The sequence below is a fragment of the Candidatus Chloroploca asiatica genome, from assembly GCF_002532075.1.
Taxonomy (GTDB): domain Bacteria; phylum Chloroflexota; class Chloroflexia; order Chloroflexales; family Chloroflexaceae; genus Chloroploca; species Chloroploca asiatica.
Genome location: NZ_LYXE01000090.1, coordinates 56,107 through 77,792, shown reverse-complemented (window position 1 = coordinate 77,792; position 21,686 = coordinate 56,107). Strand labels below are relative to the sequence as shown.

General features: G+C 56.7%; 10 protein-coding genes. 1 reads left to right on the top strand and 9 read right to left on the bottom strand.

All coding sequences use genetic code 11. The annotated features are described in order from the left end of the window. Nucleotides 1–90: 90 nt before the first annotated feature. The 5 genes from A9Q02_RS11000 to A9Q02_RS10980 all read right to left on the bottom strand — a co-directional run bounded on the left by A9Q02_RS11000 (nucleotide 91) and on the right by A9Q02_RS10980 (nucleotide 8,559). On the bottom strand, nucleotides 91–1,047 hold the full coding sequence (locus A9Q02_RS11000; RefSeq protein ID WP_097653069.1) for a response regulator: 957 nt from the start codon (nucleotides 1,045–1,047) through the stop codon (nucleotides 91–93). Next, nucleotides 1,044–2,684, bottom strand: a complete 1,641-nt coding sequence (locus tag A9Q02_RS10995; protein WP_097653066.1) for an LbetaH domain-containing protein — start codon at nucleotides 2,682–2,684, stop codon at nucleotides 1,044–1,046. Before A9Q02_RS10995 ends, A9Q02_RS11000 begins: the two co-directional genes overlap by 4 nt. 208 nt (nucleotides 2,685–2,892) lie before the next feature. Further along, entirely contained in the window at nucleotides 2,893–5,634 is a 2,742-nt protein-coding gene (gene uvrA / locus A9Q02_RS10990; protein WP_172450882.1) for an excinuclease ABC subunit UvrA, read from the bottom strand. After that, a complete protein-coding gene (gene proB / locus A9Q02_RS10985) occupies nucleotides 5,631–6,749 on the bottom strand; it encodes a glutamate 5-kinase (protein ID WP_097653064.1) in 1,119 nt (372 codons plus the stop codon). The genes uvrA and proB overlap by 4 nt, the downstream gene beginning before the upstream one ends. Before the next feature lies 1 nt (nucleotide 6,750). Then, nucleotides 6,751–8,559, bottom strand: a complete 1,809-nt coding sequence (locus tag A9Q02_RS10980) for an aldehyde ferredoxin oxidoreductase family protein (RefSeq protein ID WP_097653062.1) — start codon at nucleotides 8,557–8,559, stop codon at nucleotides 6,751–6,753. 217 nt (nucleotides 8,560–8,776) lie between these two features. Between A9Q02_RS10980 and A9Q02_RS10975 the strand changes: the two genes are divergently transcribed. Then, nucleotides 8,777–10,225 carry a cyclic nucleotide-binding domain-containing protein gene (locus tag A9Q02_RS10975; RefSeq protein ID WP_097653059.1) on the top strand — a complete coding sequence of 483 codons (1,449 nt, stop codon included), beginning with the start codon at nucleotides 8,777–8,779 and terminating at the stop codon, nucleotides 10,223–10,225. Nucleotides 10,226–10,306: 81 nt separating this feature from the next. Here the strand turns inward: A9Q02_RS10975 and treY are convergent, their stop codons facing one another. The 4 genes from treY to treS all read right to left on the bottom strand — a co-directional run bounded on the left by treY (nucleotide 10,307) and on the right by treS (nucleotide 21,666). Next, nucleotides 10,307–13,378 carry a malto-oligosyltrehalose synthase gene (gene treY, locus A9Q02_RS10970; protein WP_097653057.1) on the bottom strand — a complete coding sequence of 1,024 codons (3,072 nt, stop codon included), beginning with the start codon at nucleotides 13,376–13,378 and terminating at the stop codon, nucleotides 10,307–10,309. Between the two features lie 63 nt (nucleotides 13,379–13,441). Beyond that, nucleotides 13,442–15,880 carry a DUF3536 domain-containing protein gene (locus A9Q02_RS10965; RefSeq protein ID WP_097653321.1) on the bottom strand — a complete coding sequence of 813 codons (2,439 nt, stop codon included), beginning with the start codon at nucleotides 15,878–15,880 and terminating at the stop codon, nucleotides 13,442–13,444. A gap of 207 nt (nucleotides 15,881–16,087) precedes the next feature. After that, nucleotides 16,088–18,244 carry a 1,4-alpha-glucan branching protein GlgB gene (gene glgB, locus A9Q02_RS10960; protein WP_097653055.1) on the bottom strand — a complete coding sequence of 719 codons (2,157 nt, stop codon included), beginning with the start codon at nucleotides 18,242–18,244 and terminating at the stop codon, nucleotides 16,088–16,090. Between the two features lie 41 nt (nucleotides 18,245–18,285). Continuing rightward, nucleotides 18,286–21,666, bottom strand: a complete 3,381-nt coding sequence (gene treS / locus A9Q02_RS10955; RefSeq protein WP_097653052.1) for a maltose alpha-D-glucosyltransferase — start codon at nucleotides 21,664–21,666, stop codon at nucleotides 18,286–18,288. Nucleotides 21,667–21,686 lie beyond the last annotated feature (20 nt).

Here is a 21,686-nt window from a genome sequence, read left to right as displayed (position 1 = left end):
TGCAGTCGTGGTGCTCCTCCACAGCGACGTTCTGCTCATATAAACGGAGATGAAGCAGCTTTCTGAAGAGCCTGAACGGACAACTTCTGTTTAGGCATGACCCCGACCATAGGCAATCCAACTCTTACGGCCCTGCTCACGCGCCTGATGGGTGGCGCGCTGGCGTGTTTCGGCAGCCGTCTCGCTGAGTTCACGAATATCGTAAAACGGGCCATCTTGACTGGTCAGGACACCGATAGCGAGCGACATCAACGGCACCTGGCGCATCGTTCCGTTTTCATCCGTGATCTCCAGGAAGCCCTGTTTACGATGGCGGAAATTGTAGTGCAACCCAATTTCTTCGTCAAAACGATTTAGCAAATGTTCACAGATCAGTTTGATCCGTTCAGGGGTTGAGGTCACAACAAAATCAGGTCCGACCACCATCTGGCCGACAAACTCATCAGAATTACCTATGCCAACTTCACTGACCCCCTCGTTGAGGAGCAATGCGGTAAACTTCAGCACATCCTCACCCACAACCGAGCCATAACTCTGGGTAAAGGTCTCGAAGCCATTGATATGGATTTGGGCCATTGCCCAGCCCTGGGTCGTCAAGAGATTGCGGAGTTGCTCATTGATCAACTCGGCGGTAGGGAGATTGGTGACGGGGTGCAATTGATTTTTGCGCCGGGCCTCATCGAGCTGGTTCTTGACAATCGTATGAACTTCTTCGATATCAAAGGGTTTGACGATATAGTACTGAGCCTGCACTTCACCAAGGCCGATCAGACGGTCACGGCGTTCACCGCGTGCCGTCAAAAAGATGATCGGAATATGGCGTGTACGGGGGTTGGCCCGTAACACCCGCCCGATTTCATAGCCTTCCATATCGGGAAGATTGACATCGAGGAGGGCGAGATTGGGTGGTGTTTTGCTACAGATCTCCAGTGCATGGGAACCACGCATCGCGGTGAAGACCTCGTAACCGCGCGATGTGAAATAGATCTTGAGCAGGTTGGAAATATCAGGCTGGTCTTCAACGACTAGAATACGTTCTTTGCTCACCGGATTGACCTCCTCGCACTGGTGGGAGAAACACCGACGCGCTGGTGCTGCTGGCTGACAGAGCCAGTCGATTGACTAATTGATCGGGCTGGGGTTGGCAACGACTGATGCTCATGCAAAGTGGAGGCATCGTGGTGATCGCCATTGGAACGGCAGCTTCCGTTGGAATAGGCTGGTTGGATCTGATCAAGGGAGGCCCCAGGTGGTTCAGGCTGGTCTGGTTGGGCTGGGTCGTGGTAGACATTGGGCCAGTGATAGATAATCCGGCGTGGTTCACTGGTATCAACGTCGACATCGTCGACATCGTGCCCCCTGACCGTCTTGCTAATCAAGCCCTGATCATGATCAAAGATTATAACGGTATTCGACTCGATCATTCGTCCAGGGTAGACGACAAAGCCACTGCCGATTTTTACATTATGGCCCACAGCTGACCCCAAGACGGGGAGATGTACTTCAACGGCTTCGCCGCGGTGCATCACTTTGATTGGTTCATTTTGTAGATTGAAATCGGTAAAACAATTATTGGCCCCGATAAACGTATTGCGCCCAACGACGGTCAACTGCAGGGTGGAATTCTGGGCGACCATACTATTTTCCATCAAGGTGGTCATAAAGAGACCTGCATTGAAGGGGAGGAAACAGCGATCACTCACCACACTGAGCATTACCTGGCTTCCCTGCATCACATTGACATTATTGCCAATGATGCTATTGGCAATCACAACGCCTGGCCCGATATAGACATTATCCCCGATCACGGTTGGCCCGTGGATGGTTGCCGAGGGATCAATCGAGCAATTCTTGCCCACTTTGACCAGGGCATGCGAGGCGAGGAAATGGTTGCGCCACATCTCTTCAAAGGGATTGAGGCGTTGCCAGATCGCCGCCGCAGAGAAGCCGGCCTTATCAACAAAGATGCGCCAATCTTCGCGTTTCCAGTGGAGCACATCTTTGAGGCGAGCGCGGCTCATTTTGACATCTTGCGCTGCCGCATCGGTGAAGACACCCATCAAGATATTGGCGATAAAGACATGCACCCAGCTTTCAAGGGAAAGAAAAGCGCGCAGCGGGATCTGATAGGTGAGATCGCCCTTATGCGCCATATAGCTTGGGATATGATAATAGCCCATCTCGTGGCTCTGGGTTTCGATAATAAGCGGGGTGGGGTCTTGAACGGGGCCGTGAGGGAAATAGTAGAGTTCGGCAAGATAGACATCGGCCCACGCGTCGCGACCGTCATCGAGGCAGGGTTGCGCGGCGCGGGCAACAAAACCACGGGTCAACTGCAACGCATGGCGTTCGATCGTGGGGTCACCCCGTACGCCGGTGGCAGGATTGCTGGCACGAAACGCGATCTGGCAGGCACGCCCCGAAGCGCGTGCGGCACTGATGAATGCATCGATAAGATTTGCATTAAAAAAAAGATTATCGCGATAAACTAATAATTCATTTGAGTTGCTATTTTGCTCAGTAAAAAGATCTTCAATTGAATTTATTTCAAGACTACCTTTGCAGTGATGTTTGAGCAGATCGCGTTGGAGCAACCAAAGGGGCTTATTCAGAATACGTAATTCGCGTGCGGGTTCAGCAAACGGAGCGATCGGTTGATGATCGCGGATGATGATGCGCTCCATCGAGATCCCCTTTCTTGCACGACAACATGAGAGATAGTAACTACCCACCTTGATGGCATACATCCCCTACGAAGTACTATAGGATGTAGCGACTGGGATCACAAGTAGGCGAGGTTACAGTCGCATTACGAGAACCATGCGTGGTTTCGCAGTAGGGGTGAGTATTGGTATTGTACACGATGGCTTGCCCTATCGTCAATAGATTATGTTAACCTTGAGTAGCCAGTGAAGCATGATGTCTGGCAAGGTATGTCCCCGTGGGTGAGGCGGCGACTTGCATCACCGTTTCAGGAGGGCCAGCGGCGACGAGATGCCCGCCGCCGCTGCCACCCTCGGGCCCCAGGTCAAACACCCAGTCGGCGTGCAGGATGACATCGAGGTTATGCTCGATCACCATAACGGTATTGCCTGCATCAACGAGGCGATGCAGGATGCTCAAGAGGCGTTCGATATCGGCAATGTGCAGGCCGCTGGTTGGCTCGTCAAGGATATAGAGGGTGCGTCCAGTGGCGCGACGGGCCAGTTCGGTTGCCAGTTTGATGCGTTGCGCTTCACCCCCCGAGAGGGTATTGGCCGGCTGGCCGAGGCGAATATAGCCGACGCCAACATCGAGCAGAGTTTGCAGCCGTTCGGCAATCGCGGGAACACGGGCAAAAAACTCGGCACCTTCGGCGACGGTCATGGCGAGCACATCGGCAATGGTCTGGTCGCGATAGCGTATATCGAGGGTTTCACGGTTGTAGCGGGTGCCACCACAGCGGTCACAGGGCACAAAGAGATCAGGGAGAAACTGCATTTCGACGCGGATCAGGCCCTCGCCACGACAGGCTTCACAGCGTCCACCCCGGGCATTGAAGCTAAAGCGTGAGGCATCGTACCCGCGGGCGCGGGCCTCGATGGTGGCGGCAAAGAGGTTGCGAATTGGGTCAAAGACGCGACTGTAGGTGGCTGGATTTGAGCGTGGGGTGCGCCCGATCGGATGCTGGTCAATCGCGACAACTTTGTCAATGGCGGCGAGTCCTTCGAGGCTCGTATGGAGTCCGACGCGCCCCTGGGCGCCATGCAATTCCTGGGCGAGGCGAGGATAGAGCGTATCCATGACGAGGCTGCTTTTGCCACTCCCTGAAACACCGGTGACGACCACGAGGCATCCGAGCGGAAACGTCACGTCGAGATTGTGGAGATTGTTTTCACGGCAACCACGGAGGGTCAGGAAGTGACCATTGCCGGGGCGTCGCTGCGTTGGGCGCGGGACTCGTCGCTTGCCACTGAGGTACTGCCCAGTGAGTGAGCGCGGCTCGGCGAGCACGGTTGCGAGGGTGCCACTGACGATCAATTCGCCGCCTTGTGGGCCAGCGCCGGGGCCAATATCAACAATCCAATCAGCGGCACGGATCGTCGCTTCATCGTGTTCAACCACCAGCACACTATTGCCGAGGTCGCGCAGGCGGATGAGCGTCCGCAACAGACGCTCGTGGTCGCGGGGATGGAGACCGGTGCTTGGTTCGTCAAGCACATAGATCACCCCCGAGAGGCCTGCACCAACCTGGGTTGCCAGACGGATGCGTTGACTCTCGCCACCGCTGAGGGTCGTGGCTGCCCGGTCGAGGGTGAGGTAGCCGAGGCCAACATCAACAAGGAAGGCAAGTCGTTCGACGACGTCTTTGAGTAGCGGGGCGGCGATCAAGCGTTGGCGTGTGGTGAGGGTTGTGGGTGTCGTGCCCGCTTCTGTGGAGGCGAGGCCGGCGTCGGTTGAGGGATGGTCTGGTGGTGGCGTAGGCGGTTTTTCCTCCACCAGCATTAAGATCCTTTGGGTCCATGCCAACGCCTCGGTAATCGGCATTCGATTGATGTTGGGCAGAGTCTGGTCGGCAAAGGTGACGGCCCGCACTTCAGCCCGCAGGCGATCGCCGTGGCACGCAGGGCAGATCTGGAACGCCCCATTGACGAACGCGGCTTCATCGGCCTCTTCTTCATCAGCGGGGGCGTCATCAGATAACGCAGACGCAAGCAACTCGCGGTCACGATGCGCGCCGCGATCGCGTTCAGCGACCTGGCCCAGACCATCACAGGTTGGGCAGGCACCGTGCGGGCTATTGAACGAAAAATGACGTGGTTCGAGGCTGAAGAGGTTAATTGCCCCGTGGTCAGGGCAGGCATAGGCCTGTGAAAAGCTCAGGGTTGCGCCATTGAGTGTATGCACAAGCAAACGTCCTGCGGTAAGCTTGAGGGCCGTCTCGACCGAGTCGGTGATCCGCACGCGATCGGGGTGTTCGGCGAGTTGATCAGCGCGGGGGCGAGCGACGTTGGTTGGAGGATGGCGGACAATCAAGCGATCGACCACCACCTCGATCGTATGGCTGTGTAGAGGATCGAGGGTAATGACCTCATCAAGGTCGCGGACATCGCCATTGACACGCACGCGGACAAAGCCACGGCGGCGCATTTCCTCAAAGACAAGCACGTGATCGCCGGTACGCTGGGCAATTAGCGGCGCGAGCAAGAGCAGGCGACTACCTTCGGGGAGGGTCAGGATCGCATCAACCATTTCTTGCACCGAGTGGCGAATGAGGGGCAGGCCGCACTGCGGGCAGTGGGGTTGACCAGCGCGGGCAAAGAGGAGGCGCAAAAAATCATAGATCTCGGTGACGGTTCCGACCGTTGAGCGCGGATGACGGCTCCCGCTATGCTGATCAATGGCAATCGCTGGCGAAAGACCCTCGATGGCATCAACATCTGGTTTCGCGAGTTGGCCGAGAAACTGACGAGCGGCGACCGAAAGACTTTCGACATAACGACGCTGGCCTTCGGCAAAGATCGTATCGAACGCCAGTGTACTCTTGCCCGAGCCTGAGAGGCCGGTGATGACCACCAGTTGATGGCGGGGCAAGCGCACATCAATGTTTTTGAGATTGTGCTCGCGGGCACCACGGACAATAATCCAACTCACATCAGCACCATGTCATCACGATGAACGACGGCGGGGCCATACTCATACCCAAGGGTCTCGGCGATCTGCGTTGAACGGAGGCCCTTGATTGTCCGGACATCGGCAGCGCGATACTGGGTCAGACCGCGGGCAATCTCGTGGCCTTCCTGGTCAAAGATACGCACCGTCTGGCCGCGGTCAAATTCGCCCTCGACGGCCACAATGCCAGCGGGCAAGAGGCTGCGACCCTGATAGCGGAGAGCCTGGACGGCACCTGCATCAACGACGAGGCGGCTCTGGCGGGCTGTTTCGGCAATGATCCAGCGCTTACGCGAGTCGAGGTGGCTCGCCGCCGCCGGGAAGCGGGTACCGAGGCGTTCACCGTGGGCAACGCGGAGTACCACATCGGGTTGCATACCCGAGGTAATCACGACGGTGGTACCGGCGCGGGTCGCCAATTCAGCGGCCTGGATCTTTGTTTGCATGCCACCGGTACCACGATGGGTTCCAGCGGCACCGGCAATGCTCCAGATTCGCTCATCGATCACCTCGACTTCACTGATCAATTCAGCGCTGGGATCATTGCGTGGGTCAGCGGTATAGAGACCAGTGATATCGGTGAGGATCAGCAAAAGATCGGCGTCAACGAGGCCAGCGACCATAGCTGAGAGATTATCGTTATCACCGACACGAATCTCGGCGGTAACCACGGCATCATTTTCATTAATAATCGGCACAATGCCACGCTCGATGCAGAGCAAGAGCGTATTACGGGCATTGAGGTAGCGCCGACGATCGCGGAGGTCATCGCGGGTCAAGAGGGCCTGCGCGACCTGGAGGCCATATAACTCGAAGAGTTGCTCGTAGAGGTGCATCAGGCGGCTCTGCCCAACGGCGGCATAGACCTGTTTGAGGGGCACATTGGCGCGCGAGCGGTGATCGGGCGCATCATTGAGGCGTTCGCGGCCAGCGGCGACGGCCCCAGACGAGACAAGGAGCACCTGGACACCCTGAGCGCGCAGGTCGGCGACCTGGCGAGCGAGGCTAACGAGGTACGGGCGATTGAGGCGATCGGTACCGGCGGTAAGGACACTGGTACCAAGCTTGATCACAAAGCGTGAAGGAAGGTTTGTCATACTAAGCACTACTCGTTGGACGTTTAATGCCAAGCTCATCCAGGCGTTCGGGGGTCGGATCGCCCGCAGGCGACCACCCGTGGCGCTGATAATATGCGGCGAGCATTGAAGCAAGGGGCGGCAGTTGATCGGCGGCGGGTCCATCTTCAAGCGGCTCACGCAGCCAGCGGGATGGGAGCGTATCAAGGCCACCATTATCGGCATACCGACGGGCAAAGAGGCGTTCGACCGTCAGAATACGTTCACCGAGACGGGACATATCAGCGCCGGTCAAGACCACCCCAGTTGCCCCGGCGATCAACGCGAGCAATTCGCCTGGTGAAAGCTGATAGCCCATCAACCCGAGGCGGCGGCAGATTCCGGCGGCATCGAGGATGGCGGCGAAGCGCTCGTGCCAGATGAGGCGGGCAACCTTACCATAAGCGTCGTGGGGCATCCCGGACTGTTCAGGAATCCAGGGAGGCGGCGCGAGATGGAAGGGTTCGTAGGTCATCGCATAGCGATAATCGCCGCCAATGGGGGCGGTCGCGGTCGCGAGGGCCAGCAGATAGGAAGCGCGTACATCGAGAGCGGGCATCGCCTGGCCCTTGACCTGAGGTGCAAACGTTTCACTACCCCAGAAGACGCCTTGCATCTCACCAACACCAAGCGAGAGCAGGTCACGTTTCTCGTGCTTGCGACCGAGGTTTTCGACAGCAGTGAGGACGGCCTCGCCATCGCCCCAGACGAGCGACTGCTGCTGAGTCAGCCCTTGCTCTTGGCATTCCATCAGAAAACTGACGGCAGCACTGGTCGCAACGGGATCAAGTCCGAGGCGGAGGCAGCGGTCAGCGAGGAGGGTGAGGCAATCAAGGTCAGTAATGCCACACCAGGCCCCAAACCCGGCGACACATTCAAGTTCGGGCACAGGGCGGCGCACCTCGGGGTTCTGGAAGAGATCGAAATAACAGGGCATCGGGCAATCCTGGCAGCCACGCGACTCACGGGGATGGGCCGTGAGGCTAGCCCGAAGGGTGAGCATGTGCTCACCGACGTACCCACGTTGCCCATTGTGTTCAGTGAACGCGCCAGCCTCAACGGCACGCGTGAGGAGATGGCTACTGCCAACTTCACTGAGGCCGGCGGCAACGTGGCTGCTTTCAACGCGGCGGCGGATGACATCGAGGGCGGCCTGCATACGCTGCGGATCGTGGGCGGTCAAGGGCGGGCCACCGCGAACGACGATCGCCTTGAGGCGTTTCGCCCCCATCACAACGCCGGTACCGGCGGGTTCGGCAGGGTAGCGACCCTCGGCAACGATGCTGGCATAAGCAACCTCGGCCTCACCGGCGGGGCCAAGTGCGACCACAGTGGCCTCATGGCCGTGGCGGGCTTGAAGCATCGCGGCGGTTGCTACCGTATCAGCACCGAGCAGGTGCGTTGCCGAATGCAGTTGCACCTGGTTATCCTCGATCGCGAGGTAGACCCAATTGGTAGCCTGACCACGGATCACGAGCACATCATAGCCAGCGCGACGCAACTGTGCCCCCCAGTGACCCTGGGCCCAGCTATAGGCAATTGCGCCGGTCAGGGGCGAGCGAGTCCCAACCACAAAGCCACCCGAGGCAAATGCGGAGGTACCAGCGAGGGAACCTGCGGCAAAGACCAGTACATTTTCGGGGGCCAGCGGAGCCGTAGCGGGCGGCAGGTGATGCCAGAGCAGCCAGGCAATTGCGCCACGACCACCAAGATAATCGCGTTCGACCGTAGCCGGCAAAAACTGGCGAGCGTGACCGCGTGCCAGGTCAATAGTCAGAGTACGGAGAGCCATAAGGTATATTGCTCACAATGCTACATCATCTTCTTTTCCTATTATACCTTGCTCGCGCAATCTGGTATGCTATAGTAAGGCATAGGCTTGTGAGTAGTTCGTCATATGTATGCTGGTGAGAACGGCCAGTGGCGCTGGCCGTTCTCACCAGCATACATATGGGTTCTTAGGGCTAGCGCCCTAAAGTTCATGCATATGAGACCTAAGGTAGTCAGTAATGGCGGTAAAAAAATCTTCACCAGCCCGTTCGTCTGTCGCGCAGGTGCGGGCTGATCGTGAGAGTATGCGGCGTAAAGAAGCGCTGGCGGTGCTGGCGTGCCTTGATTGCTTCCAAGATGTGCCGCCGGGTGAATTGAGCCGCCTGCTGGCGATGAGCACGTTTCGCGCTTTCCCTGCCGGGGCGACGCTCTTAGGACAACAGAAACAGGATCGCTTCCTCTTCATTATGTTGCAGGGGAGCCTGTTTTTGCGCTTGCGTGACAAAGATAGCCGCGATGTGTTGATGGGCGCATTGTCACGTGGCGATTGTTTTGGCGAAGGGCCGCTGTTTGGTGATTTCTTTCGGCGGATGAGTGCGCTGACGCAAACCGACTGCCATCTGTTACAGATACCGATTGCCGAACTCCGCGATGCGCTGAGCAGCATGCCCATGCTGGCTGCGGCTTTGCGCCGCGTCTACAAGCAGCGCATGGTTGACTGTACCCTGGCGCGTGTTCCCTTGTTGAGTCAACTCTTCCCGATGGAGCGCCTGGCTCTGTCGGGGTTGCTGGAACCAATGCATATTGCGCGGGGTACCCCCATTATCCGTCAGGGCGAACCGGCGAGTGCGCTCTATTTGGTTGAGAATGGTCAGGTGATGGTCGAACAAGATGGTGTGACCATTGCCACATTGGGCGAGGGTGATTTCTTTGGTGAGATGGCGTTGCTGACCAGCAAGCCTCATCGGGCGAATGTGCGTGCCCTAACCCCTACCGATGTGCTTGCCCTGCCAGGGGCTGAATTTTACCGCCTGATTGAAGAGCGTCCAGAACTTGAAGCGCAACTCCGCCAGGTCATTGAAGCCCGTCTCAGCAACTCGGAGAAGGTGAGCAATGATGAAGAGCGGAAGCACCAGGTTGAACTGGCGGTCACGAAGGGCCTGTTGCGAGGCACCCATCTGCTCGTGCGCACCCCGGAACTCTGCCCACCAGATTGTCGTATCTGTGAACAGGCGTGTGCCGATCGGCATGGGCGTGCTCGCTTGAGTCTGAACGGGGCCAAAATCGATCAGTTTGATGTTGTCGATACCTGTCGGCAATGCAGTGTCGGCGCTGAATGTGTGGAAGTCTGCCCTGATGACGCCTTTGAGCGCACCGAAAACGGTGTGTTGATCATCACCGACGCTTGCACCGGCTGTGGCAAATGCATTGAAGCGTGCCCCTACGATGCCGTTGCGAGTGTCCCGTTGCCCCACCAACGCCCTCAGCGCGGGCCGCTGGTGACAATGCTACGGGCAGCGAGTGATCGCCTGCGGCGGAGCCCGATGATCCCGCTGGAGCCGGCGAGGCCGACGCATCGCGCTGACAAATGCGACCTGTGCCCTGGGTACAACGACCTGACGTGTGTCAGCAGGTGCCCCACGGGGTCGTTACGGCTGGTTCCGGTGGAAGAGGTTTTTCCGTTGTAACCAACCGCGCTAGCGCGGTTGGTTACAACGAGGTGAGGACTGGGCTTTGGCTACCACGACGTGGAGGGGCCGCTCCATCGCTCAGATCTGTTCCAGTAACGCGACCGGGAACTGGGCAAGCACATCGCGCATCCAGAAGCCGGTATGGTCGTCGTGGGTATCGATCGTCATGATGGCCCCAGTAAACAGGTCGCGGTAGTGGGTGCCATCGCCTGCGTGGGGAACGATCAGGCGCGTTTCGCCCCAGCGCTCACCAGTTGGGGGCAGACGGTCGCCATTGGCGAGGCGCAACGGCAACCGTGGGACAACGGTGAGCAACTCGCCCGCATCGCTCTGGCGGGCAAAGGCGACCACGTGGTCGGCGCGGTCACCGGCGGCGGCGAGCGGCAGATAGCCTGCCTCAGCAAAGAGTTCTGGTTTGGCACGACGTAGTTGCAAGACAGTATAGGTCAGATAGAGCTTGATGCGACCATCGGTGATCTGTGCGAACAACTCGTGCGCAAAGCCTGCCTGATCACCTGCCTCAACGCGGGTAATCATCTCGTCGAGCAAGCGCTCACGTAACGCATAATCCACAGGACGGCGGTTATCGGGGTCAACGAGGCTCAAATTCCAGAACTCGCAGCCCTGGTAAATATCAGGCACCCCTGGTGCCGTCAGTTTGATCAGGGTCTGGGCCAGGCTATTAAAAAAGCCAAAGAAAGCGACGCGCTCGGCGAAGGTTGCGAGGCTATCGAGAAAGCGCCCGCTGCGGCGTGGGTCAAGGACACCCTCGACAAAGCGGCGGACAGCGGCATCATAGTTGGCATTGGGGTTAACCCAACTCGTATGCACCTTGGCCTCACGGGTCGCCTTTTCCATATACTGGACAATGCGCTCGCGGAAACCTTCAAGGGCCTCACCGCGATAGACCTCGGGATCAGGGGTTCCGCCATTGACAAAAGGCCATGCGCCAACGAGGGTCTGATAGAGCAGATACTCATCGTTGCGCGAGGGCATCGTCGTGTCATCAAGCGTCTTCTTTTTGCGCAGATTGAGGCGGGTCCAGCGGCTGACGATCTGACGCCATTCCTGAGGAAGCTCTGAGAGCACATTGATCCTGGCGCGCACATCTTCGCCCCGTTTGGTATCGTGAGTCGAACTACCGAGCATCGAAGAGGGCCAGCGGGTACTACGATGACCGGCATGTTTATGCATGTACTCAACGCTATGCCCATAGTTCTCGGGATGCCCACCGACCTCATTGAGTGAGACCAGGCGGTTATAGACATAGAACGTCGTATCTTCAACGCCTTTGGCCATCACCGGCCCGCTGATCTGCTGAAACTTCATCACAAAGCGGATCACCTCGGGGCGAGCATCTTCGGCGAAGCTGTCGAGATTGCGGAGCAAGAGCGTATCGCAGAGGAAATTGAAGATCGTCTCGGCGGTACGAGGATTACGGCGCTTGGCCTCGCGCACCGCGGCTTCAACATAGCGCTCGTCCCAGGGCGTGACAGTGTCAAGACCACTGATATAGGTGCGATAGACGGGCAGACAGGCAATCACCTCACGGATAATGAAGGTCAGGCTATTGAGGGTAAAGTCACGATAGTGGCGATTGCGCTCGGTGAGCCGGTCGAGCATATGGCTTAGGGTATTGATCTCACTCGCCAGCGAGACGAGCATGATCTCCTTCTTTTTGCTATTGACGAGATTGGCAAAGCGCGGCTGCACACCAGCCACATCGGTATACAGGCGATCAAGTTGTTTGCGTGCCGCCTGATCAACAAAAATCCCATTGACTTCATTCAGAAAATCGTAGCCAGTTGTCCCAGCTACGGCCCAATCAGCGGGCAAATCCTCACCAGCCGACAGGATCTTCTCGGCGACCACATAGAGCGGCCACGCAGCCCCCTCGCGTTCACTCTGCGCAAGAGTCTGAGCGATCCAATCAGCAACGTGGGCGAAGATAGCCGAGTCTGCCGCATCCTCACCGGGTTCCAGGCCAGCGGCCTTGAGGGTTGTGGCGGCCCAATATTCAAGATAGCTCACCTGCAACTGGCGGAAATAGGCCGACGGGTGCCAGAGGCCATCGGGATGATCGATCCGCAGGCCAGTCGCACGTCCTTCGGCAAGAAGGCCAAAGACCAGTTGATGGGTCGCCTGCAACACCTCGGGCAACTCGACACGGATCGCGGCGAGATCGTTAATATCAAAAAAGCGACGATAATTGATCTCTTCAGTGGCAACCCGCCAGAACGCGAGACGATACGGTTGATCTGCGATCAACGTCTCGAGGCGATCAAAACTCTCGGGTTGACCTGGCGTGCCATTGTAGAAGGCCAGGGTCGCTTCGATGGACGTCTGCACGGGTTCGCTCTGCTCATAGAGATTGGCCAGACGTCGTTTGATGACTTCTTTTTCGCGATTCCGTTCCAACACCTTTTCCGGGGCAACCTCGGTATGGGCGGGCAGATACGAGAGGGCGGTCAGGATACTCTGCAACTCGACCACATCGACGTGATCGCTGCCAAGCTCGCCGATCAAGGCATCAAGTTTATTGCCAAGCACTTCGGCATAACTACATGGATCCAGCGGAAAAAGATGCTCGTAGTAGGCAAGGAAGAACGCACCGCCATTATAGCGAAGTTTCAGTTCACCAGCATCGAGCACATCGCCATACTGCGCCCCAAGAATCGGGAGCAAGACCTTATCCCGCAACTGAGGGCGCACAGGATCCCAATCAATATCAAAATAGTGTGCGTAGATCGAAGAGGGTCCATTCTCGAGGACATCCGACCACCATGTATTGCGCAGATCACCAATACCCATATGGTTAGGCACCACATCAAGGATCAGGCCAAGTTGATGCCGCAACAGGGTGTCACTGAACCGCTCGAAGGCCTCATTGCCACCTAGATCGGGATTGATCTGGCCATGGTCAGTAATGTCATACCCATGGGGACTACCAACACGGGCCGTCAAGATTGGTGAAGCATAGACATCACTAATGCCAAGGCGTTGCAGATACCCGGCAAGTTGGCTCCCCTGGTCAAGGTTGAAATCAGCATGCAACTGAAGCCGGTACGTTGCCCGAGGAAGGTGGCATGGTAACTGGTGCAACAGTTGCTCGATACGCTCTTTATCTTGGAGAGGGAGTGATGTTGTCATAGATTTCTTTCGCTATGCAAAGGGGCATGCAGACCGGGACAACCAGCAGAGCAAGAAGTGCTGCTACATACTGACGACGCGCACTTGAAACCCAAGGCGCTGCCCCAACGACGTAAAGGCAATGATCCACTGACGTGCCTCGCTATAACCCTGCGCGGCCTCGGCACGCACATCAAGGTAGGTACTCTGGAGCAACTGATAATAGACATTCTGCGTTTGCCAGACATCCACTTCAAACGGCAGCCCGCGGGCCAAACCGACTGCATCATCGAGTTGCTGCAGCAAGGCGAGATCGCGAGGTTGCGCCTGAAATGCGTCGGTGATCAGTTCGATGGTCTGCGAGAGGCTATAACCGAGACCAGCGTTATCAAGTGTTACCCCGGCGCGTGAAGCTTCACGGCGCAAGGCATGAATGCGGTCAAGATCGAGGGTGTCAGCTTCGAGCAGTTGGCGAAACTCGGTATTGAGGGCGAATTCAGCTGCAATCTGAAATTCGTTGGGTACCGGCGTCCCAAGGCTCGCCAGAAAACGCATCAAAGGAGCGTACTGCTCATAAATCCGCCGATACGAAGCCGCCGCATCAGCGAGGCTCGAATCGAGCACAATCTTCAAGATCTTGCGCTGCTCGTCGCCAAAGAGCAACTTGAGTGACGACGCATCGCGACCAAACGTATGATCAATCATGCGAATCACACCAGGAAGATCTGCGCGCAGAAAGAGCTCGCTCAACTCTTCGATCATCAGGTGATAGGCCGTCTCGCCCTGATACTCGCGCACACCACCCGAGATATTGTGGTCACCCATATGCAAGACCCCAAAACTCAGGCGGGCCGCTTCGCCGGTGATTACCGAACGAATGTGCATCCGACCCATGGCGAGGCGGGCCTTGCCCGAGGGGAGCAGATGATAATCTTCGTGTTCAACAATATAACTATAGACCTGGGCGCGCTCTTCGTAACCAGTAAAGAGCGAAGACATCGCATAGTGAGCCCCGACCTTGCGCAAATCGACGATCGCTGGGCGCACCTTGCGCTCATAGATCTGGCGGCCATCGCCCTCGGCGGGATCATTGCTCTGGGCCTGCGCGAGCCGTGAGAGAAAACTGGGCTCATAATCTTCACCAAAGAGCTCATGGGCAAGCTGAATTGCCCGTCCCGCATACATGATCACCTGCACTGTCTCGATCCCCGCGAGATCGTCAAAGAACCAGCCGCACGAGGTATACATCAACATCAGGTGACGCTGAAGTTCCATCAATTTCAGCACCGCGATGCGCTGGCTCTCGTCAAGCGAGGGGCGGGCATGCCGTTGAAGGAAGGCCTCGATGCGTTCAGGGGTTCGTTCGAGTACCACCTGGATATAGTCATCACGGGCGGCCCAGGGATCATGCAACAAATGCCGACCAAGCCCCTCGAAGCGTGGGGCAACCGTATCGCGCACCCAATCAAGCGCGGCACGTAGTGGTGCGCGCCACGTCTGACGCCAACCCGGATTGCCGCCGCTATTGCAGCCACAATCGGTACTCCAGCGACCAACGCCATGCACACAACTCCACGCTGTCTGCTCGACAAGTTGCACTTCGTCGGTAGGCGGATAGGCCGCAAGGTAGGCGGCATAGTTGGTCAGACGTGCGAGGCCACGTTCTTCGATATACTGCAGGGCATAGGCAAGGGCCATATCTCCATGGCGATGATGATGACCATACGTTTCGCCATCTGTCGCGATATTGGCAAGCTCGGGCCAGGGGCGATACTCACTAAAGGTTCCGGCGATGCGGGCAGCAAAGGTTGAACCATTGACGAGGAGGCGTTCAAACGCAACGGCGCGCGAGACCGGGCCATCATAAAAGAAAACGGCGATCGTACGGCCACTCGGCAGTTGCACACGATAGGGGCGGGTCGGATCAATGCGACCGCCACGCACATCGTTCCAGACCAAATCGCCAAGTTTCCGACAATGGCTGACCTGATGCGGCTCAAGGATCGTAAAGGTAATCCCGTGCTCAGCCATCATATCGAGGGTTTCAAGATCGACAGCCGTCTCGGGTAGCCACATCCCCTCGGGATGACGACCAAAGCGATAGATAAAATCAGCAATCCCCCAGCGCACCTGAGTCAGCTTATCGCGTCGCGAGGCGAGCGGCATAATGATATGGTTGTAACACTGGGCCATCGCCGAGCCACGCCCAAAATAGCGAATGCTCTCGGCATCGCCATCAAGGATCGCCTGGTAGACACGGGGGGATTTTTCGGCAAGCCAACTTAGCAGAGTAGGGCCAACATTGAAACTAATGCGGCTGTAGTTGTTGACAATGCGAACAATCTGATCCTGGGCATCAAGAATCCGCGAAGCCGCGTTCTCTTCATAGCACTCAGCCGTAATGCGTTCGTTCCAGTCGTGGTAGGGGTAGGCCGAATCTTGCCGCTCGATCGACTCGATCCATGGATTTTCGCGTGGTGGTTGATAGAAGTGGCCGTGTATACAGATATATCGCTCAGGCATAAGCATGTGGTGTAGGCCAATGGCCCTATGTCGCTTAAATGTAGCGCTGTCGCCCTACAAACCTTCCACCAGAACAAGCAAACTTCTTGGGGGCGGTATCCCCAACTCAACTTTTTTGCGCGAAAGAAAGATGTTGAGGGCCATCGGACCCTTCAAGCCCCGCCGAAGGGCGTAGGTTGAGGCCAGGCACCCTGGCCTCAACCCTCACTACCCGCGACTCTTGAAGAAGATGGCACCAAGCGGGGGCAGGTCGATGTTGAGCGAGAAGGGACGATTGTGACTTGGCTGGTCATCGGCCATGACACCGCCAGCATTGCCAACGCCACTGCCCCAGTACTCCTTGGCATCGCTATTGAAGAGCTCTTCCCACCAACCACCACGTGGCACCCCGACACGGTAGTTTTCACGGATAATCGGGGTTGCATTCATCACGACCAGGATCTGATCGCCATTCGAGCGGGCCTTGCGCAAGAAGCTGTAGGTGCTATTATCAGCATCATTCGCATCGATCCACTCGTAGCCATCCGGATCGGCATCGAGTTCAGCCAGGGCTGGCTCGCTCACATAGAGGCGATTGAGATCGGCGAGTGTATCAGTGATCCCGCGATGCGAGGGGAACATCATCAGATGCCAATCAAGGCTCTCGTCGTGTTTCCACTCACGCCACTGACCAAACTCACTCCCCATAAAAATAAGCTTCTTGCCTGGCTGACCATACATATAGCTATAGAGGAGGCGCAGGTTCGCAAACTTCTGCCAGACATCACCTGACATCTTGTCGAGCAATGAACCCTTGCCATGCACTACTTCATCGTGCGAGATCGAGAGCACGTAGTTCTCGGTGAACATATAGAGCCCGCGGAAGGTCAATTCGTTGTGGTGGAACCGCCGGAAGATCGGATCGCGCTGGAAATACGAGAGCGTATCGTGCATCCAGCCCATGTCCCACTTGAACCCAAAGCCGAGTCCCCCCACATAGGTCGGGCGTGAAACCATCGGCCATGCCGTGCTCTCTTCGGCGATTGTCTGCGTACCAGGGACGTTCTTGTAGACTTCGGTATTGAACTGACGCAAGAACATGATCGCATCGATATTCTCGTTCCCACCATACTGGTTGGGAATCCACTCGCCCGGCTGCCGCGAATAGTCGAGATAGAGCATACTGGCGACGGCGTCAACCCGCAACCCATCAAGATGGAACGTATCGAGCCAACAGAGGGCTGAACTGATCAGGAAACTCCGCACTTCGTTGCGCCCATAGTTAAAGATGTAGCTTCCCCAATCGGGATGAAAGCCCTTACGGGGGTCGGCATGTTCATACAGATGGGTCCCATCAAAGTAACTCAGGCCAAAGCCATCAGTAGGAAAGTGTGAAGGCACCCAGTCGAGAATAATCCCGATCCCGTGCTGATGGAGATAATCCACAAAGTACATGAAATCCTGGGGCGTTCCGTAGCGACTGGTCGGAGCAAAAAAGCCCGTCGTCTGATAGCCCCACGAGCCAAAGAAGGGATGCTCGGTGATGGGGAGCAGCTCGATATGGGTAAAGCCACAGCGCTTGACGTGTTCGGCAAGCCTGGGCGCAATCTCGCGATACGACAAAGAGCGTCCGCCTTCTTCGGGCACACGCATCCACGATCCGAGGTGAACCTCATAGATCGACATTGGCGTATTCAAGTTCTGACGCTGTGCGCGGCTCTCGATCCAGGCCTCATCATTCCAGGTGTACTCACGATCCCAGACAATCGCGGCGGTACCAGGCGAGACCTCATACATAATCCCTAGCGGATCGGTCTTATCTTCTTTGTAGGCGTGAAAGCGCGACGAGACGTGGAACTTATAACTCGCCCCTTTGACAACCCCAGGCACAAAGGCTTCCCAGATCCCCGAGTCACCGCGAACCTTGAGCGGATTGTGACCCGGCTGCCAGTTATTCCAGGCACCAATGACCGCAACATACTCGGCATTCGGGGCCCAGACGGCAAAATAAGTGCCTTCCTGACCATCCACTGTCGTGATATGCGCTCCCAGTTTCTCGTACAAGCGAAAGTGGTTGCCTTCATTGAAGATGTAGATATCATCATCAGTCAGAATCGGCGATCCGGGATAGAAAGGCGCTGGCACAGAGATCGGGATCGACGGCGGAACTGAGGGCACAGGTTCCGCCACAGGTTCTGGCGCACCCGAATCTTCGGTTGTGGTAACGACTGCTTCGTCAGCCTGACTCGCTGCCTCAACTGGCGGCTCGGTAAGCGTAACTGGCGTATCCGCTTCAGGGGCGGTTGTCGTTTCAAGCACTGATTCGGGTGACGGTGTCGTTTTTTTTGCACGACTACGACGTGGTTTTTTAGACTCTTCTGACATATATTCCTCGTCAAATGGGCAGAACTTCTATCTAGAGAAGTTTACCCTGTAATCTGGCGCAAAATTCCACTAAGCGGAATACTGAGCCAGGTGGGGCGGTTATTCATTTCATAGGCAACCTCATAGACTGCCTTTTCGAGGTAAAAGACCTCAAGGAGGGTCTCAAGATCGCCCCGTGCAGCGGGCACAAACGAAGCCCCTTCAGTATGTTCACGATAGCTGCGCAGGAACGCGGCACCAACCCAGAAGGCCCAGAAATCGGCCCATTGGCGCAGACGTGCCGTCTCTTCGGGCGACAGCGCAGTCGATTGGAGGCGCCCGAAATAGCTGGAATAGGCTGCATACTGATACGACCGCAGCATCCCTGCGATATCACGTAGCGGTGAACGCTTAATCCGGCGCTCGCTAATCGGACGGATCGGCTCACCTTCAAAGTCAATAATCATAAAATCAAGGCCAGTGTAAAGCACCTGTTCGAGGTGGTAATCACCGTGAATCCGGGTTCGCGTGGCCTCGATCTTCGTCGCACTAATCCGGCGGAAGCGCGCCATCAACTCTGACTCAAGCGTCAGCAACTGACTGGCATCTTCGCGGATATTTTCGGGCAAGCCTGGCAGCACCTTGCGCAAGCCTTGGAGGGTTTCGGCGGTCAAACTGCGCACCGACTGGTAGAGCGAGCGTTGATAGAGCAGGGAGAAGGGTTCAGGCGCAAACGCCGATGATTTACCGCGTGCGAGGGCCAGGTGCAATTCGGCGGTACGTTTGCCCAACAACTGAGCCGAGTCGAGATAGGCACTGAGCAACTCACCCCCGGGGGCTGGTGGTTCAACGTCGGCATCAAGCAGCGCCGCAATCGTCACCTCGGTCTTTGGTGCGACGAGTTCGGGCTCAACCAGCACATGGTCAAAATAGCCATTGAGGACATCAATCGCAAAATCGAAGGCATCGCCCTCATTGGGCACAAAGCCTTGCAACAGGGCCAGCGTGATCGCTTCTTCGCCAGGCCGTGTATACTCGATCGCCCCAGCCAGTGGCGGGGTATGGACATAGCCAGCCTCATCGGTGAGGTAGCGTCCAATTTCGAGATCGGGATTGACGCCGGTATCAACTTTGCGGAAGAGCTTCATAATCATCCGTCCACCAAAGTTGATCGAGGTATTGCTCTGCTCACCACGCATCACGGAAGCTTCAAGGCCCGCCCCATCACCAACGAGGCCACGTAGCGCTCGGGTTGTTGCTGCCGTCAATTCGGCCCCATGTTCACTGCGCAAGCGGCGTCGACCAACGATGAGATCGAGCAGCATCGCACAGAACGCACGGTCAATCAAGGGTTCATAGAGAATACCAGGTTCTTCCTGCTGATCGTTGACCCGCAGACGCGCAATGACCGCGTGGTGTGCATCGGCGAGAATATCGCGGCTCCGTTCGCCTTCGGCATACGCCATCGGCAAGAGATAGGTTTCAGCGCTTCCTTCGGTGTACTGAACCGTTACCAGGACAAGGTAGGAGAGCGTATCATCATGAGGCACCATCACCACATCGGTAATATGCACATGCTTCATCCGACGTGCCTTGGCCCCAAACCAGCGACGTGGCCGCAAATAATCAGGCAAGACCCGTTCCAGTTGTGCCTGGCGGCCATCATAAAAGATTGCGTCCCAACCACCGGCTTCAATGGTGAGTAACGGCACATCCGCAGTCTCAACCAGTCCGCTTCCATCGCTGCGCACACCTTCGGCACGCTGGGGCACCAGGCTAAACCAGTAGAAACTATGCGGACCAACGGTGATGAAATAGGGATGGTCGCCCACCGGTGGAAACTCGACCTGGCCGAACATCTCGACCAGCATCATCCCCCGGAAGGCCGCAAGATCCAGTTCAACCCCTTGCACAAACCGCGAGAGATTGGCAATAACAAGGATTGTCTCTTCTTCATAGCGCCGAATAAAGCAGAGCACCTTGCGGTTTTCGGGATGGAGAAATTCGAGTGTACCTCGGCCAAACGCCTTATAGCGTTTCCGCAGCGCGATCAGCCGTCGCGTCCACCAGAGCAACGAGTGCTGATTGGCAAGTTGGTTTTCAACATTGACCATCTCGTAGTGATACTCGGGGTCGGTGATGACCGGCAGAAAGAGGCGTTGTGGATTCGTGCGTGAAAAGCCAGCATTGCGATCCCCGGCCCACTGCATGGGGGTACGCACCCCATTGCGATCGCCGAGATAGATGTTGTCACCCATGCCAATCTCGTCGCCATAATAGAGCACCGGCGTGCCGGGCAACGAAAAGAGCAAGCCATTCATCAGTTCGATCTTGCGCCGATGATTGCCGAGCAACGGGGCGAGGCGGCGACGAATGCCAAGATTGATCCGGGCCTGCGGATCTTTGGCATAGAAACGATACATATAGTCGCGCTCTTCATCGGTCACCATCTCGAGGGTCAACTCATCGTGGTTACGGAGGAAGATCGCCCACTGGCATGCCTCAGGAATCGTCGGCGTCTGATGCATAATATCAATGATCGGGAAGCGATTCTCTTGATGTACCGCCATATAGAGGCGGGGCATCACCGAGAAATGGAACGCCATATGGCACTCATCGCCATCCCCGAAATAGGAAATCAGATCTTCCGGCCACTGGTTTGCCTCGGCGAGGAACATACGTCCCGGATATTTGGCATCGAGTTGCTGGCGCAACTTCTTCAGAAAGACATGCGTCTGGGGCAGATTTTCGCAATTTGTCCCCTCTTCTTCATAGAGATAGGGGATGGCATCAAGGCGAAGACCATCCACCCCCATATCAAGCCAGAACTCCATCGCCTTAAAGATCGCCCGATGCACGGCCGGATTCTCGAAGTTCAGGTCAGGTTGGTGGCTGTAGAAGCGATGCCAATAGTAGGCCCCGGCAACCGGATCCCAGGTCCAGTTTGAGGTCTCGAAATCTTTGAAAATAATGCGCGCATCGCTATACTTCTGGGACGTATCACTCCAGACATAGAAATCCCGCTGGGAGGTACCGGGACGGGCACGGCGCGCACGCTGGAACCAGGGATGTTGATCAGAGGTATGATTGCACACCAATTCGGTGATGACCCGCAGGCCACGCCGATGCGCCTCACGAATAAAGAGGCGTACATCGGCGATATCGCCATATGATGGGTGAACATCGGTGTAATCCGCGATATCATAGCCATCATCTTTGAGGGGCGAAGGATAAAAGGGCAACAACCAGATGGCGGTCACGCCTAGTTCCTGCAGATAATCGAGCTTGCTCGTCAGCCCCTTGAAATCGCCAATCCCGTCGCCATCACTATCAGCGAAGGCTCGAACGTGTACCTCGTAAATAATCGCGTCTTTATACCAGAGCGGATCATGCGCAAAAACCTGCGGCGTCCGGCTCGGTCGGGTCTGCTTTACTGTCGCCATGTTCTCCTAAAGGGCATCAA